This is a genomic window from Brevundimonas sp. M1A4_2e, from assembly GCF_053345555.1.
Genome location: NZ_JBKFAI010000001.1, coordinates 193,450 through 210,095 on the forward strand (window position 1 = coordinate 193,450; position 16,646 = coordinate 210,095).

At 67.1% G+C, this 16,646-nt stretch carries 13 protein-coding genes; 5 read left to right on the plus strand and 8 right to left on the minus strand.

Annotated features, from left to right (window positions below; genetic code table 11):
* The first annotated feature begins 86 nt into the window (after window positions 1–86).
* From tpiA to ACLBV5_RS00965, 4 genes are all read left to right on the plus strand, one after another.
* Window positions 87–836, plus strand: a complete 750-nt coding sequence (tpiA, locus tag ACLBV5_RS00950) for a triose-phosphate isomerase (protein ID WP_447604557.1) — start codon at window positions 87–89, stop codon at window positions 834–836.
* Between the two features lie 86 nt (window positions 837–922).
* Entirely contained in the window at window positions 923–1,324 is a 402-nt protein-coding gene (secG, locus tag ACLBV5_RS00955; protein ID WP_428979865.1) for a preprotein translocase subunit SecG, read from the plus strand.
* A gap of 125 nt (window positions 1,325–1,449) precedes the next feature.
* Entirely contained in the window at window positions 1,450–3,102 is a 1,653-nt protein-coding gene (locus ACLBV5_RS00960) for a CTP synthase (protein ID WP_134581074.1), read from the plus strand.
* Between the two features lie 70 nt (window positions 3,103–3,172).
* Window positions 3,173–3,301, plus strand: a complete 129-nt coding sequence (locus tag ACLBV5_RS00965) for a hypothetical protein (RefSeq protein ID WP_268750902.1) — start codon at window positions 3,173–3,175, stop codon at window positions 3,299–3,301.
* Window positions 3,302–3,311: 10 nt separating this feature from the next.
* Here the strand turns inward: ACLBV5_RS00965 and ACLBV5_RS00970 are convergent, their stop codons facing one another.
* Window positions 3,312–3,545: a DUF2945 domain-containing protein gene (locus tag ACLBV5_RS00970; RefSeq protein ID WP_349677640.1), complete on the minus strand. Its 234-nt coding sequence runs from the start codon at window positions 3,543–3,545 to the stop codon at window positions 3,312–3,314.
* A gap of 246 nt (window positions 3,546–3,791) precedes the next feature.
* Between ACLBV5_RS00970 and ACLBV5_RS00975 the strand changes: the two genes are divergently transcribed.
* Window positions 3,792–4,676 (plus strand): SDR family NAD(P)-dependent oxidoreductase, encoded by an 885-nt coding sequence (locus ACLBV5_RS00975; protein WP_447604558.1) that lies wholly within the window; start codon window positions 3,792–3,794, stop codon window positions 4,674–4,676.
* 7 nt (window positions 4,677–4,683) lie between these two features.
* On the opposite strand, the gene ACLBV5_RS00980 is transcribed toward ACLBV5_RS00975, so the two are convergent.
* From ACLBV5_RS00980 to ACLBV5_RS01010, 7 genes are all read right to left on the minus strand, one after another.
* Window positions 4,684–6,432, minus strand: coding sequence for an acyl-CoA dehydrogenase (locus ACLBV5_RS00980; RefSeq protein WP_447604559.1), 1,749 nt, complete (start codon window positions 6,430–6,432; stop codon window positions 4,684–4,686).
* 294 nt (window positions 6,433–6,726) lie between these two features.
* On the minus strand, window positions 6,727–9,687 hold the full coding sequence (locus ACLBV5_RS00985; protein WP_447604560.1) for a TonB-dependent receptor plug domain-containing protein: 2,961 nt from the start codon (window positions 9,685–9,687) through the stop codon (window positions 6,727–6,729).
* A 186-nt stretch (window positions 9,688–9,873) separates the two neighbouring features.
* Window positions 9,874–10,971, minus strand: coding sequence for a serine hydrolase domain-containing protein (locus ACLBV5_RS00990; protein ID WP_447604561.1), 1,098 nt, complete (start codon window positions 10,969–10,971; stop codon window positions 9,874–9,876).
* Window positions 10,968–13,133, minus strand: a complete 2,166-nt coding sequence (locus ACLBV5_RS00995; protein WP_447604562.1) for a M3 family metallopeptidase — start codon at window positions 13,131–13,133, stop codon at window positions 10,968–10,970. Before ACLBV5_RS00995 ends, ACLBV5_RS00990 begins: the two co-directional genes overlap by 4 nt.
* A 27-nt stretch (window positions 13,134–13,160) precedes the next feature.
* The gene (locus ACLBV5_RS01000; protein ID WP_447604563.1) at window positions 13,161–13,643 is read right to left on the minus strand and encodes a YybH family protein; all 483 of its coding nucleotides are present in this window, start codon (window positions 13,641–13,643) and stop codon (window positions 13,161–13,163) included.
* Complete coding sequence (locus ACLBV5_RS01005) at window positions 13,640–14,548, minus strand: GNAT family N-acetyltransferase (RefSeq protein WP_447604564.1); 909 nt, start codon at window positions 14,546–14,548, stop codon at window positions 13,640–13,642. Before ACLBV5_RS01005 ends, ACLBV5_RS01000 begins: the two co-directional genes overlap by 4 nt.
* 18 nt (window positions 14,549–14,566) lie before the next feature.
* Window positions 14,567–16,636 (minus strand): alkaline phosphatase D family protein, encoded by a 2,070-nt coding sequence (locus tag ACLBV5_RS01010; protein ID WP_447604565.1) that lies wholly within the window; start codon window positions 16,634–16,636, stop codon window positions 14,567–14,569.
* Window positions 16,637–16,646 lie beyond the last annotated feature (10 nt).

Here is a 16,646-nt window from a genome sequence, read left to right on the forward strand (position 1 = left end):
TCGCGTATAGGGGGTGCGGGGCCGCCGCCGCAAGTGAGGCCTGACGACATCTTGGCTTCTGTCGCGCTCGCCACTAGACAAGCCGCATGACACAATCTGTGAAGCTGGTCGCCGGCAACTGGAAAATGAACGGTCTGGGCGCGAGCCTGGCCGAGGCTGAAACTCTCGCAAAGGCGCTGAAGGAGCAGGCTGCGGCCTGCCGCGTGGCCCTGTGCCCGCCGGCCACCCTGATCGACCGGATGGCGCAGTCGCTGAAGGGCGGCGTCGTCGAGATCGGCGGGCAGGACTGCCACGCCGAGGCGTCGGGCGCCTACACCGGTTCGGTCTCGGCCGAGATGGTTCGCGAGGCGGGCGCCGGTCTGGTGATTCTCGGCCACTCGGAACGTCGCGCCGGGTTCGGCGAGACGGACGCCGATGTCGCCGCCAAGGTCGAGGCCGCCCTGGCCGCTGGTCTGGAGCCCATCATCTGCATCGGCGAGACGCTGCAGGAGCGCGAAGCCGGGCAGGCGGTCGAGGTCGTCAGCCGGCAGGTCGCCGGTTCGCTGCCGGCCTCGCTGGCAGGCAAGGCTTTTGCAGTCGCCTATGAGCCGGTCTGGGCCATCGGCACCGGCCTGACGCCGACGCTGGAGCAGATCGAACAGGTCCACGCCGCTGTCCGCGCCGCCATGATCGCCAAGCTGGGGGAGGGCGGCCGCGCCGCGCCGATCCTGTACGGCGGCTCGGTCAAGCCGTCGAACGCCAAGGAGATCCTTGCCGTGGCCGAGGTCGGCGGCGCCCTGGTCGGCGGCGCCTCGCTGAAGGCCGAAGACTTCCTGGGCATCATCCGCGCGGCCTGAACGCGCGGACCGTTTGCTCGAAACCCTCAACGGTGTTAGAGGCCGCCGCTTGATCGGCGCGTTTCTGCGCCCACATGAATGACGCCATGCTCCAGACCATTCTGCTCGTCGCGATGATCATCATCTCGGTCTCTCTGTCGGCCGTGATCCTGCTGCAACGTTCCGAGGGCGGCGCCCTGGGCATGGGCGGCGGACCGTCGGGCTTCATGACGGCGCGTGGCGCGGGCAACCTTCTGACCCGGGTGACGTCGATTTTGGCCGTGGCCTTCTTCGTCTGCGCCATCGGCCTGACGATCGCAGGCAACTATGCGCGCGGTTCGCGGTCGGTGATCGACGCCGACGCCGTCGGCTCCATCGCCCTGGATCAGCCTGAGCAGACGGCCCCGGCGCCGGAAGCCGCTCCGGCGACCCCGGCCGCTCCGGCCGCCCCGTCGCTGGACGATCTGGAAGCCAGCCTGCCCGCCGGCCAGGGCGCGCCCGCCCAGTAAGGGCGTCGCCGCCATCGAGTTTGGGGAAGCGCGCCGCGAGGCGCGCTTTCTTCTTTTGATCAACAGTTGGATTTGTTCAGAGCCGCTCTCCGCTCAGGACGAATCATGGAGTAAGGTGTCCGCCCATGGCTCGCTATGTGTTCATCACCGGCGGCGTGGTTTCCTCTCTTGGAAAAGGCCTCGCTTCCGCCGCTCTCGGCGCTCTTCTGCAGGCGCGCGGTTACAAGGTCCGCCTGCGTAAGCTGGACCCTTATCTCAACGTCGATCCGGGCACGATGAGCCCCTATCAGCACGGCGAGGTCTTCGTGACCGACGACGGCGCCGAGACGGACCTCGACCTGGGCCACTATGAGCGCTTCACCGGCGTCTCGGCGGCCAAGTCGGACAACATCACGACCGGCCGCATCTATCAGACGATCATCGAGAAAGAGCGTCGCGGCGACTATCTGGGCGCGACCGTCCAGGTGATTCCGCACGTCACCGACCAGATCAAGCAGTTCTGCCTCAACCCGGCCAAGACCGACGCGGGAGAGGATGTGGACTTCGTTCTGGTCGAAATTGGCGGCACGGTCGGCGACATCGAGGGCCTGCCTTTCTTCGAGGCGATCCGTCAGCTGGAGCAGGACCTGCCGCGCGGCCAGTCGTGCTTCGTTCACCTGACCCTGCTGCCCTTCATCAAGACCGCCGGCGAGATGAAGACCAAGCCGACGCAGCACTCGGTCAAGGAGCTCCGCTCCATCGGCATCCAGCCCGACATCCTGCTGTGCCGCTGCGAGGCGCCGATCCCGGCCGACGAAAAGCGCAAGATCGCCCAGTTCTGCAACGTCCGTCCCGACAGCGTCATTCAGGCGATGGACTCGGCCGACATCTACGCGGTGCCGCTGGACTATCACCGCGAGGGCCTGGACACCCAGGTGCTGGCCCACTTCGGCATGGACGACGCGCCGGCGCCGGAACTGTCGGGCTGGAAGGAGATCGTGCGTCGCCGCCTGCACCCGGACGGCGAAGTCACCATCGCCGTGGTCGGCAAATACACTGTCCTGAAGGACGCCTATAAGTCGCTGATCGAGGCGCTGCAGCACGGCGGTGTCGCCAACAACGCCAAGGTCAATATCGACTGGATCGAGGCCGATACCTTCGAAGGCGATCCGCAGGCCTGCGCCGAACGTCTGGAAGGCGCCCACGCCATCCTGGTGCCGGGCGGCTTCGGGGAGCGCGGCGCGGAGGGCAAGATCGAGGCGGCGCGCTATGCGCGCGAACGCAAGATTCCCTATTTCGGCATCTGCTTCGGCATGCAGATGGCGGTGATCGAGGCGGCGCGGAACCTGGCGGGCTTCCGCAAGGCGACCTCAACCGAGTTCGGCCCCGCGGATGAACCCGTGGTCGGCCTGATGACCGAATGGGTTCAGGGCAATGAGCGGGTCAAGCGCGAGCAGGGCGGGGACCTGGGCGGCACCATGCGCCTGGGCGCTTACGCCTCGACCTTGGCGCCGGGCTCCAAGATCGCCGAGATCTACGGCCAGACCGATATCAATGAGCGCCACCGTCACCGTTATGAGGTGAACATCAACTACCGCGAGGCGGTGGAGGAGAAGGGCGGTCTGTTCTTCGCCGGCATGTCGCCCGACGGCGTCCTGCCTGAAACGGTCGAGCGTCGGGATCACCCCTGGTTCATCGGCGTGCAGTACCACCCCGAGTATCGCAGCCGCCCCTTCGCCCCGCACCCGCTGTTCGCCAGCTTCATCGCGGCGGCCCTGGTGCAGAGCCGGCTGGTCTGATCACAGACGATTGTAGCGGTGTTATCCGGTTTTCGTGTCAATCTGTCGTTAACGATCTGGAACGACGCCCATGGCCGGAAACATTCTCTACTTCCTACATCGCCACTTTCGTGCGGTGTTCGCGATCAGCGTGACGCTGGGCGTGGTGCTGGCTTTTGCGATGGCGCGCACGATGTTGCGTCTGATCGGCGGGATCTAGGAAGCGGCGATCAGGAGAGCCTGGTTAGGGCGTCTCCTTTGTGGGCTGCGACATGGTCTGTCTTGTCGCTGGCGATTTCGTATTGGGGCGTGTCGTGTGATGCACGTCGTCTGTGCCCTTTGTAATCAAAGTCCTGGCGATGGATGCGGATGATTTTACCGCTCACTCGGCCGGCTTCTGAATTCCAGCTGACATGATCGCCGATTGAGAATTCCGCCATTATCTCCCTGCCTCCAGAGGTCATAGAAGACGCCGTTGTCCGATGATCATCTTGAACAGGTCGTCGAGCGCCGAAAGCAGATATCCGCCAAATCCAGTCATGCTCAGTGAACCCGTCAACGCCATGATGGGTTGCGGCGGATAGAGGTCACGATGGCGGGAGCTTCTGGGCGCGGGGTCTGCCCTAAAGCGACTGACCAGCTGAGGCTGCGCGCTGAGTACGGCGCACGGTGATGAGTTTCTATTAGTTTCGAGATAGGAGTTTGCAGGGATGTTGCTGAAGGATCGGGTGGCGATCGTAACGGGTTCGGGCGGGGGTCTGGGCCGCTGTCACGCGCTGTATCTGGCCTCGCAGGGCGCGCGGGTCGTGGTCAATGATCTGGCCGAGGCGGCGGCGCAGGGCGTGGTCGATGAGATCGTCGGGGCGGGCGGCCAGGCGATGGCGGCGGCGGGGTCGGTGACCGACGTGGACGCGGTCCAGGCGATGGTCGATACGGCGATGCAGGCGTGGGGCCGCATCGACATCCTGGTCAACAACGCCGGCATCCTGCGCGACAAGAGCTTCGCCAAGATGACGATGGACGACTTCCGACTGGTGGTGGACGTGCACCTGATGGGCGCCGCCATCTGCTCCAAGGCGGTGTGGGAGATCATGCGCGCCCAGACCTACGGCCGCATCGTCATGACCACCTCGTCGTCGGGCCTGTACGGCAACTTCGGCCAGGCCAACTACGGCGCGGCCAAGCTGGCCCAGGTCGGGCTGATGCAGACCCTGGCCATCGAGGGCGCCAAATACGACATCAAGGTCAACGCCCTGGCCCCGACAGCGGCGACGCAGATGACGGCCGGCATCCTGTCCGAAGAGGTGCTGAAGGCGCTGGACCCGGCCCTGGTCAGCCCCGGCCTGCTGGCCCTGGTCAGCGAGGACGCTCCGACGCGCGCCATCCTGTGCGCCGGCGCCGGCCACTTCGCCACGGCCAACATCACCCTGACGCAGGGCGTGCGCATCGGCGGGGCCGAGGACGCCGGCGAACAGCTGATCGCGCGCTGGGCCGAGGCGGCTGACCGCACCGGCGAGACGGTCCCCGCCTTCGGCTTCCAGCAGGCGGCCCGGGAAATGGCCTCGGCGGGCGTGGAAGGCCCGGTGACGGCGTGAAGCGGGCCTAGAAGCTGTCGTTGCTCATGGCGCCGGTCAGGTCGCTGGCTGATATGGCGGCGGCCAGCCACGGGCCGACCTTGGGAAGCTCGAACTCGAAGAAGTAGAGGCAGGCGGTCAGCTTGCCTGCGTGGAAGGCGTCGGCGGGCGCCTGGCTGGCCGCCCTGGCCTGATCCAGCCACAGCCAGGCCATGACGACATGGCCGAACGCGCGCAGGAAGGCGGTCGCATTGTCCATGCGGATCGCTTCGGGCAGGTTCTGGATCGCCCGCAAAGCGCGCAGGATATCCTGCCAGGCGGCGTGCAGGGCGGCGGCGGCGTCGGCCAGTTCAGCGTTCTGTGCGGCCTGATCGCAGGTTTCGCCCAGGCGGCGTTCCAGCACCGCAAGCCCGGCGCCGTCGGCCCGCAGGATCTTGCGGCCGAGCAGGTCGAGCCCCTGAATGCCGGTCGTGCCTTCGTGGATCGGGTTCAGCCGGTTGTCGCGATGGAGCTGCTCCACATCGAAGTCGCGCGTGTAGCCGTATCCGCCGTGAATCTGGATGGCGATGTCGTTGGCGGCCAGGCCGTATTCCGACGGCCAGGTCTTGGCCACCGGGGTCAGCAGGCCCAGCAGGGCGGCGGCGTCCGGATCGTCGGGCTGATCGACCAGCTTGGCGCAATAGAGACACAGGGCCAGCGCGCCTTCGGCATAGGCTTTCTGCGTCAGCAGCATATGGCGAACGTCGGGGTGTTCGATGATGGCGACCGAACCGGCGTGGCCCGGCCGCTGGCCCTGCAGCCGCTCCTGCGCATAGGCAAGCGCATGGCGATAGCCGCGATAGCCCAAGGCGGCGGCGCCCAGCCCCACGCCGATGCGCGCCTCGTTCATCATCAGGAACATCTGTTGCAGGCCGCGTCCCGGCTCGCCGATGCGCCAGCCGATCGCGCCTTCACCCTCGCCGAAGTTGAGCAGGCAGTTGGCCGTGCCGCGATAGCCCATCTTGTGATTGAGGCCCGCCACGCTGATGTCGTTGCGCTGACCGTCCGGAAGCACCTTGGGCACGATGAAGAGCGACAGGCCCTTGGTGCCGTCCGGCAGGGCGCCGTCGTCCAGCGGGATCTTGGCCAGCACCAGATGGACGATGTTGTCGCTGATGTCCTGATCGCCGCCCGAGATCCACATCTTGTTGCCCGACAGGCGATAGCGGGCGCCCAGTTCGTCTTCGCCGTCGGCCACGGCCCGGGTGCGCACGTCCGCCAGGTTCGAGCCGGCCTGAGGCTCCGACAGGCACATGGTGCCGAACCACCGGCCCGCGATCTGGGGCAGGGCGAAGGCCTCGACCTGAGCCGGCGTGCCGAACTCGGCGATCAGTCGCGCATTGGCCGTTGTCAGCATCGGATAGGCCGCCGTGGCGATATTGGCCGCGCCGAAGAAGGCGAACGACGCCGAACAGGCGAGATAGGGCAGGCCCAGCCCGCCCAACTGCTCGCTGAACCCGGCCGAGAACAGGCCGAGTTCGGCATATTGCTCCAGAGCGGTTTTGATCGCCGGCAGGGTGATCACCCGCCCATCCTCCAGCCGAGGCTCGGCCGCATCAGCCGCCTTGTAGTGAGGCAGGAACAGATCGACAGCCAGCGCTTCGGACAGGTCCAGCACCGCGTCGATGCTTTCGCGACTGTGATCGGCGAAGGCCGGCGCCTGGAACAGCGTCTCCATTTTCAGCCAGTCATTCAGCATGAAATCCAGGTCGCGACGGACGATCAGCGGATGGGTCATGCGGTCAGGGCTCCGGGGCGACGGTCGTGGCGGTCCGGCACGAATAGTCCCCCGCGTTGGCGGCTTGATCGATGCCTGATAGCCGATGGTCGGATTGTTGGACAAAGAGAGGCGGCAAATCAACTGCAGCGCCTGAAGGCTGTTCACCGGGCGTTGGAGGAAGCGATTCTCAGCGGCCGCATCGCGACGGGGACCGCCTTGGCCGTCGGAAGGGGTTGGCGGGCCAGGGAATCCTTGGGGCGCGCCTTGGATCGAAAAGCCCGGGCAGGTTGGCCGACCTGCCCGGGCCGCCGTTTAGAACGTGCGGCTCAGTTTGATGAAAGCCGTCCGTCCTGCGAAGTCATAGGACGACATCAGCGGTGCGTTTCCAAACACGGAGTACCAAGAGGTCGCCGAGATTTCTGGCGGATTGACGTTGAAGACGTTTCGAACGCCAACGGTCGCCGTCCATTCATGGGCGCGAACCTGGGCTGAGAGATGATGCAAGAAATAGTTGGGCGTCCGCAGGTTGTAGATCGACGTCGCCGGGTCGAGCTTTCGACGTTCGTAGCCGCTCATCTCGCCCACCCATTCGGTACCCCAGCGAACAAGCCAGTTGTCCACGCTATAGGCTAGGTCGGCCGTGCCGCTGTAACGGGGGGACCCGATATCGCCGGCGCTATTGATTGCGGGCTCGTCCTCGAACAGCATCTGTTCCTGAGTGGGCGTGTAGCTCACGGCCACGTTGAGGGCGACCTGACCGGGGCCGACGTCGTTTCGATAGCGCAGATTGTAGTCCAAACCCTTGACGACATCCGTCGCTATATTGACGTAGGAGTCGATGACACGCAGATATCCGGTTTGCTGGTCGCGACTGATCAGACGGCAGAGCCCCGTCCGTGCTTTGAACTCGTCCGGCGTTGACGCATAGCAGTCGTTCATGATGTTGGCCGAGCCGAGGCGAGAGACGCCATTATTGACTTCGATCTCGTAGTAATCGACCGCCACAGCCAGATCGCCCCAGCCTTGCTTAAGGCGCGGCGTGAAGACTGCGCCCAAGGAGAGATTGCTGCTGGTTTCAGCGGATAGGCCAGTGGCGGCGCCGCCACGCTGAATGACGGTGATGCTGCCTTTTTGTGTGAAACCGGGCGCCAGGCCTTCCGAAGCGCAGTTCGCCTTGATGTAGGCGTCCTTGCTCTCGAAGTTGTTGCACGGGTCCAAAAGAGCGTTGCCGAAACTGGAGGTGTCGCCGACGTATTGTTCATAAAGGGCCGGCGCGCGATACGAGGTTCCGTAGGATGCGCGGAAGTTCAGCCAGTCGTTCGTCTTCCAGAAGAGGCCCAGTTTGTAGGTCGTGTCGTCGCCGTACGAATCGTAATCGGTGTACCGGTAGGACGCGGTCAGGTTCAGATCCTGAACCATCGGCAAGTCTTTAAGCAGGGGAACGTCAATCTCACCGAAGGCCTCAATCACAGAATCATCGCCTTTGGTGATGCCTGCGGATGTATAGTTGAGGATATCGGAGGCGCGCGACGCTTCAGACGGAGTGTCTAACAGCGAGGCATGACGGTATTCGGCGCCGAAATACGCCATCACCTGTCCGGCCGGCAAGGTCCAGAGCGGTCCATCGAAGCCGGCGGCTAAGACGGTTTCTTCATACTTCGTCTTGCCGATGTCCACCGGGGAGACATAAGCGAAGAAGTCGGCCGGAACCTTGCCTTTCAGAAGGGCTGCCGAGAGGGCGGGCGCGGCGACGCAGCCCGGGTTTTTGGCGAGTTCGCGACAGACGAACCGGCCGTCCGGCCCCACCACTACGTCAAGCGCTTCTGACAGCCGGCTCTTCAAATACTGCGGCTGGCGATATTCGGCGTCGGATCGGGCGAAGCTGAGATAGGCGTCATACCGCCAGCCGTCCATGCGCGTGATGTCGCCCTTCAGGCCGACGACGTGACGCTGGAAGTCCACCGTCTGGTGCGCTGTATTCTGTTCAAGAGTGAACGCCTTGACCGCGACGTCCTTGCCCTTGCTCATGCCTTCGTCGGCGCCGTAGCGGCTCCAAGACAGGCTGTTTGGAAGCAGGGGGCTGCCTACCGCATAGTCGGGGTTAAATTGCCGCGTGCCGGTTTGGTATGACTCGCGACGCGAATACATGGTCTCTAGATAAAGCTCAGCGTCGCCCAGGGCGTTGAGCCCGTAGCCGCCTTCTGCATAGAGGTTGAGGGTCTGGGTCGGCGAAATCAGAGAGCGGTTCAGCATCCGGTCGTCGAATGAATCGCGCACGTCGAGGTTGACCCCCGTGCCGCCCACGCCTTCCCATCCGACAAACCCGGTATCAACGGCCGAGTTTGGGCGCCAGCGGTTGAACTGGGTTCCCACAGCCCCGGGGGCGCCGACACCTGTACGCGTGCCTGTGCCGATCAGATTAATCGAGGCCCCTGAGCCGTTCGTCGGAAAGCATTTGGCCTTCCCTGTGTTCGGGTCGATGTAATCGAGGCTGGCCCCTGTCTGCGGATTGCGCTGCATGAGGCGGTTGCAGAGGGTGAAGTCGCGATCCCTCAACGTCATTTCATTTCGTTCGAAATAATCAGCCGCCCCGCTCAATCGCCAGTTGGCGCCGCGCAAACCCCCTACGATGGACAGGCGGCTGCTCATGCCGGCCCCATCTGCGTCCATAGGGACATTGGCCGTGGCTTCGACGGACAGGCCTTCGAAGTTCTTGCGGGTCTGCAGATTGATGACCCCTGCCACCGCGTCCGAGCCGTAAACGGACGATGCCCCGTCCCGCAGGACTTCGACGCGTTCGATCATGGCGCTGGGCAGGACGTTGAGGTCAGCCGCGCCGACCGATCCGCGCGTGCCCGCGGGAGAGACGCGTCGGCCGTTGAGCAGCACCAAGGTGCGAGTGGGGCTCATGCCGCGTAGGCCGATGGTGTTCACCCCGGCGCCGCCGTTGACGGTGAAGCCGGCTCGCGAATTGTCCGTCTGGGTCGCGCCTCCGGTAATGGCGGTGCCTTGGAGAACCTCGGCCGTCGAGGCGTAGCCCTGAAGCGTCGCATCCTCGCGGGTCACGACCTGAACCGGCGAGGGGGAGTTATAAACGTCGCGGCGGATGCGCGAGCCGACGACGACCACGTCCTCGACGTTGGTGGCTTGGGTCTGATCGGCATCCGCCAGGGCGGGGGCGCCGGACATCGTCAGGGCCAGGGCCGAACCGGCCATTAGGAATGACTTTTGGTACTGCATGGGTTTCTCGATCTGGTCGCTTGCGCGACGCATGGTTGACGCCTGCGTTTCAGAAGAAGCGCAGATCGAGAACGCTATTTTGCAAATAAATTACTTCAACACCAATTGTCATTGGCGAGTTTAATTCGAACTGGTGATGCAAAATAGCATCTTCATGCGTAATATTACAGTATTTAGGCATGATTCTGTCTTACCATTACCTGAAATAGGGGCCGCTCTTCAGCGGCCCATCCCTCCTGTGCAGGGCGTGGCGGGGGTGAAGCCGTCGATCTGGGCCTGAACCTGCTTGTCCAGGGCGCGGTAGCCGTCCTGGTTCACGGTGACGCCCGCCACGGCGACGCCCTTGGCCGGGCTGTAGTAGGCGACGGTGCCCCAGAAGCCGGAGTGCCAATAGGCCTGGGCCTGCCCCTCGCCGTAGGCCATCAGCCCCACGCGGTAGTGGTCGCCGCCGGGGTGGGCGCCGGGCCGGGTCATCTCGGCCAGGGTCTCGGGCCGGGCGAAGACGCGGCCCTCGAACAGGGCGGCCATGAAGCGGGCCATGTCGCGCGCCGACATCACCAGGCCGCCGCCGCCGTACAGGTCCATGGAGGCGTCGATGCCGGTGGCCTCGCGTTCGCCCAGAAACTGGCGGGCGCGGTCCGGCGCGGTCTCCGGCTGCGGCTCCATGATCTCCCACCAGGTCGAGGCCAGGCCCAGGCGGTCCAGGCCCAGCTGGTCGCGCACGGCGGCGGCCAGTGACTGTCCGGTGATCCGCTCGATGATGTCGCCCAGCAGGATGTAGCCGGTGTCGGAATAGAGGAATTTCTCGCCGGGTTCTCCCTGGGGGCCAGCGTAACTCATCGACAACCGCACCAGGTCCTCGCGCGACCAGCGCCGTTCGGGATCGCCGAACAGGGTCTGGGTGAAGCGCGGGTCCGAGCCGTGGTCATAGAGGCCCGCGCTGTGGGTCAGCAGATGACGCACCGTGATCCGACCGGTGTCGTAGCCGCGCTCCCGCAACAGGGCGTCCAACTGGGGGTCGATCAGGCCCGTGATCGGCGCCTCCAGGTCCAGCCGCTCCTGCTCCCACAGGCGCAGGGCCGTGGCGGCGGTGAAGGTTTTGGTGTTGCTGGCGATGCGCAGGGGGGTGTCGACCGTCATCGGGCGACCGGCGTCCGCGTCGGCCAGGCCGACGGCGGCGCCCCGGCCCTGGGGCAGGCAGCGCCCCTCCAGATGGATGGCGGAGGGGCGGGGCAGGGCGGCGACGGCCGCCTGCAGCTCCGCTTCGGCGGGCGAGGCGGCCAGCAGGGTCGCGGCGGCGAGAGCGGCCAGGCTCATGCGAAACCCCGCTTGCGCAGCAGGGCGGCCGGATCGGCGTCGCGGCCCATCAGCATGCGATAGGTCTCGGCCGGGTCGCGGCTGTTCCCGACCTTCAGGGCGATGTCGTAGTAGCGGCGCGACAGTTCGGGATCGAAGAAACCGCCCGGCGCCTTGGCGAAGCGCTCGCCCGCGTCGGCCACCAGGGTGTCGGCCCACAGATAGGCGTAGTAGCCCGCCGAATAGCTGTCGGAGGCGAAGATGTGGCCGAAGTGCGGGCTGCGGTGGCGCATGACCAGCTCGTCCGGCAGGCCGATCTCGGCCAGCACCGCCTTCTCGAAGGCGGCCGGGTCGGACGGCGGCGTCTCGGCCAGGTGGTAGCGCATGTCGACGATGGCGCTGGCCAGGAACTCGACCGTGGCGAAGCCCTGGTTGAAGTGGCGGGCGCGCTCGACCTTGTCCATCAGCTCGCTCGGCATCGGGCGGCCGGTTTCGTGATGCAGGGCGAAGCGGCTGAGGATTTGGCGGTCCGACAGCCACAGCTCCCACATCTGCGAGGGGAACTCGAGGAAGTCGCCCGGCACATTGGTGCCCGAGACGGATGGATAGGCGACGTCCGAGGCCAGGCCGTGCATGCCGTGGCCGAACTCATGGAACAGGGTGGTGGCGTCGTCCCAGGAGATCAGCGCCGGGCGGCCCGGCGCCGGCTTCACGAAGTTCTCGTTGTTGGAGACCACGGGGGCCACGGCGCCGGCGAAACGCTCCTGGCTGCGGATCTGGTTCATCCAGGCGCCCGAGCGTTTGCCGCTGCGGGCGAAGGGGTCGAAGTAGAAGTAGCCGATATGGCGGCCTTCCGCGTCCTTGACCTGCCAGGCGGTGACGTCGGGGTGATAGACGGGCAGGTCGGCCGCGACGATGCTCCAGCCGAAGTTGCGGCCCGCGGCCCAGAACATGGCCTCGCGCAGCTTGTCCAGCTGCAGATAGGCCTTCACCTCGCCCTCATCGAGGTCGTAGCGCGCCTTGCGCACCTTCTCCTGATAGTAGCGGTAGTCCCAGGGCGCGATCCTGATCCCGGCGCCTTGGCCGTCGGCCAGGGCCTGCATGTCGCGGACCTCTTCGTGGACGCGGGCGACGGCGGGACGCCAAACCTGCTCCAGCAGGGTCATGGCGCGCTCCGGCGTCTGGGCCATGGTGTTGTGCAGGCGCATGTGGGCGTGGGTCGGGTGGCCCAGCAGGCCCGCCCGCTCGTGGCGCAGCTTCAGGATGTCGGCGATCAGCGCCTTGTTGTCGTTGGCGTCGCCGTTGTCGCCGCGCATGACGAAGGCAGTCCAGACACGGCGGCGCAGCTCGCGGTCGTCGGCGTAGGTCAGCACCGGATCGACCGAGGAGCGGGTGTTGACGATGGCCCAGCGTCCCTTCAGTCCGCGCTCCTCGGCGGCCATGGCCAGGGCGTCGATGAAGGCGTCGGGCAGGCCGCGCAGGGCCGCGCGGTCGTCGACGACGATCCAGGTCTCTTCGTCCGCCAGCAGGTTGCGGCGGAAGGCGGTGAACTTCTGCGACAGCGCCTGGCTGATCTCGCCGACCCGGATGCGGGCCGCGGGCGACAGTTCGGCGCCGCCGCGGATGAAGTCGGTGCGGTGCAGCCAGACGACGCGCTGCTGCTCGGGCGTCAGGTTGGACGTCTCGCGCGTCGCCTCGACCGCCTTGATGCGGGCGTAGAGGGCAGCGTTCTGGTTGATGGCGTTGGCGTGGGCGGCGAACAGGGCTTCCAGCTCGGACTGAACGGCGCGGAACTCCGGCGTGGACAGGCTGGACGACAGGACGCTGTAGATCGTTCCTGCCCGCTCCAGCGCGCGGCCGGAGGCCTCATAGGCGGCCACGGTGTTGTCGAAGGTCGGGGTCGCGCGGTTGGCGGTGATGCGGTCGATGTTGGCCAACTGGTCCTGCATGGCCTGGACCAGGGCGGGCTTCAGGTGCTCGACCTTGACCTTGTCCCACGGCGGAACCCCGCCGTTCGGGCCGGGCCAGGGGGCATAGACCGGATTGCCGGCCAGGGCGGCGGCGTCGCGCACGAAGGTCACGCCGCCGATCGAGGCCACGCTGGGCCGGGCGGTCAGGAACAGGGAGGCGGCGGCCGAGGCGGCCAGCAGGCCGCGCCGCGACAGGGCGGGGGAAGTCGTCATCATGGTCTCCGGGTAATGGGGGCGCGATCAGGCCTTGGCGGTGCGCGTGTCGGGCGTCAGTTGTTCGAAGGTCAGCCGCCAGCGCCCCTCGGCGCGACGGAACAGGTTGATTCCCTGGCCGCCTCCGCTGAGCGGCCGGCCGTCGGCCAGGGTCCCGCTATAGCTGTAGCGGAAGGCGCAGGCGGCCGCGTCGGGGCCGTCGATCAGCCACTCGGGATCGGTCATCTGATAGACCTCGTCGGGCAGGATGGACCAGGTGCGCTCGAACCCGGCGCGCACGGCGGCGATGCCTTCCTCGCGCCGGTCCGAGAAGACGAAGACGGCGTCGGGCGCGATGACGTGGCGTTCCAGCAGGTCGAAGTCGTGGCTGTTGATCAGGCCCCGATACAGCTGGAACACCCCTTCGGCCCAGCGATCGTCGGGGCCGCGCCCGGCGACCCGCGTGGCGGGCAGCAGGGCGGCGCCGGCCGCCATCGTGAGGGCCAGACGCCGATTGAGGACGCTTTTCATCCGGCGCACCTCTGCAAGGCTTTGATGCGGGGCGCCGGGCTTGTCGACGCCTGGTTCTGGGTTTCGGCGCTGAGGCGCATCATCTCGTATCTCTGAGTGCGCGGCGCCGCGCCGAAGCGGCGCAGGGCCTGGGCGATGGGCGAGTCCGCCGGCTCGTCGCCGACGCAGAGGCGGCGTCCGCGAACGCGTGCGGCCAGGGAGGCGATGATGGCCTCGGCTGCATGGCTGCTTTCCGCCGCCACGTCGATCAGCCGGGACACGCCGCCCGAGTTTTGCTCCACGGCATAGGCGGCGATTCCCATGCCTGAGCGCCAGCCGAGCAGGGTCAGCCGGTCGCGCACGACGGCGCGCATGACGTTGGCCTCGTTGCGCTGCCAGGGGGCGGCGCTGACCCCGATATGCAGCCGCCGATGAAGATCGGGCAACTGCTCGGGTTGAAGGACCACGAGAGGATCGGCGCCCCCGCCCATGGCGGGGCTGTTGAAGCTGAGCAGGCGGCGGCGGTCCACGAAGCCGGCCGAGGCGTAGAGCCGCCGCGCACGATTGGCGGTCATGACCTCAAGGCGCGTCTCGGTCACGCCTGAACCCTCCAGAATGCGGCACTGATGCCGCATCAGCGCCAGGCCGATGCCGGTGCGCCGATGGGCGTCGATCACGCCGAATCCGCCAATCCAGGCCTCTGTTCCGGCGGCGGCGACGAAGGACAGGCCCACGGGCAAGTCGTTCGCGACTGCGACCAGCGAGAGGCCCAGATCAACGGCCGACATGGAGATGAAACGCTCGAGTTCGTCTTCGGTGAAGGGCAGGGGGACGGGGTAGTTGGCGTAAACCTCGCGCCACAGCAGGGTCAGTTCGCCCAGCGGCAGCACGTCGGCGGGATGAAAGTCGAGCGAAGGGGGTCTCACGCCAGGGCGCTCCGGTTGTCAGATGTCGAGAATAAGGGGGGCGACGCCGTCCTGGCGGATGCGCTCCAGACGGGGAGTCTGGCCGGCGGACCAGGCGGGCAGGCGATGGGCCACGCGATAGGCCAGGGGGATGCCCGCCTCGCCCTCGGCCGGGCGCGTCGGGCGCGGCGTGGCGACGAACTCGACCTCCAGGGCGTCATGCGCGGCGACGACGACGGCGTAGCCGTGGCCGCCCAGGTCGGCGAAGGCCAGGTGTGGGGCGACCTCGGGGTTGGACGCGGCCAGGGCGTCCTCGACCCGACCGGTGGCCTTTAGCGCGTAACAGGCGCGCACCCCGTGGCGGACCGCCAGGTTCATGGCCGGCTGCACCGGCCCGCCGGCGGCCGGGCGGTGCAAATAGGCGGGCGACAGCGGCCGATCCGGCGGCAGGGCCGCCTCGGCCGCCTCGAAGCTGGACGGCGTCGAGATGGAGCCGACCACGAACTCGGCCGCCGTCGGGCGATAGTCGCGCGGGGGCACGTCCGGGGACAGCAGGCCGGCGAAGAAGCTGTGCCGGTCCCCCACCAGGGTGGCGACATTGGTCACGCCCTCGGCCTCGAGAAAGGCCAGCAGTTCGCGTCGCTCGGCCGGATAGCCGCACCAGTCGTCCGTGCCGTAGAGGCCATAGCCCTCGGACGGCCAGTCGGCCTCGACGCCCTCGGGCAGGTTTTGCCAGTCGGTGCGCCGGTGCAGCATGCCGACCGAATTGCCCCACAGCTTCCAGCGCGCGGTCGAGCCGGTCAGCCGCTCTTTCAGCCACGCCTTCTGCCGGGCGCCCAGCATGCTGCCGGGCGAGGCGTCGCGGCGCGGGTTGGGCAGGTCCTGGCCGCCGAAACGGATCGTCGCGGGCGCGCCGCCGGGCATGGCGCGGCCGGCGTCCAGAGCCTCGACTGCGTCCTGGGCCGCATACCAGGGGAAGCCGCGCACGACGAAGGGGGCGGCGTCCGCCCGCTCGGCCGCCGCCTGCGAGCGGAAGGAGCGGTTGTCGGTCAGGATCAGCTCGACATTGGCGCCCCAGCGCAGGGCGCGGTTGATCAGCAGGCTGTTGATCGCCGCCTGATTGTCCGCCTGATGCGACAGGCCGTCGGCGTCGAAATCGGTCAGCGGCGCGTCCTTCACCGCCGGCGACAGGAAGCGCTCCAACCCCTGGGTCGCGCCGCGCACGCGGGCGGGGATGTATTCGAACCAGGCCTGGTTGGCCGCCGCCTTCAGGCTCTGGGCCGCGCGCGAGCCGTCGTAGTTGATCTGGCTCTGCCAGCAGCGGTTCGAGAACTCGTGATTGTCCCAGACGCAGACGAAGGGCCACAGGGCGCGCGCGTCCTGGATGTCGGGATCGGCCAGATAGGCCTGATAGACATGGCGATAGTCGGCCACGGTGGTCGGGACCTGGATGGTCCCGACGCGGGCGCCGGTCGGCAGGGGGCCGATCTCGCGCACCGAGCGTCCCTGCAGGGTCGCCTGGTCCTTGGGCGACCAGATCATCTCATAGATGAAGTCGCCCAGGTGCAGAACGAAACGCAGCCGTTCGGCCTCGGGTTTGCCTGCGTCCTCGGCGATCATGCGCCGATAGGGCGTCGCGTAGCCCAGGTTGATGTTCTGGCAGCTGACGAAAGCGAAGCGGGCGGGCGCGGCGTCGGTGTCGGCCGGGGCGGTGAAGGTGCGGCCCGTGCGGCTGGCCCCGCCGTCGGCGTCGATGAAGCGGTACCAGTAGACTCGCCCCGGCTTCAGCCCGGCGACCAGCGCCCGGCAGGTCCAGTCGGCGGCTTCCAGCGGCGTGACCGCAGCGCGGGCGACGACGCGGCGGAAGCCCTCGTCCTCGGCCGCCTCGACGGTCAGGGCGCCGCCGTCCCGTCCCTCGACCGGCGGTCGGCGCGTCCACAGGATGACGCTGTCCGGCTGCGGATCCCCCGAGGCTACGCCCTGGGGGAAGCGCTCGGGCGCCGGACGCACGGCCCCCGATCCGGCGCGGACGGGGCCGGCGAAGACCACGGCGGCCCCGAAGGAGGCCGCAGCGGCGGCGAGGAGTTCACGACGGTCGGCAGCAGGCATTGTCAGGGAA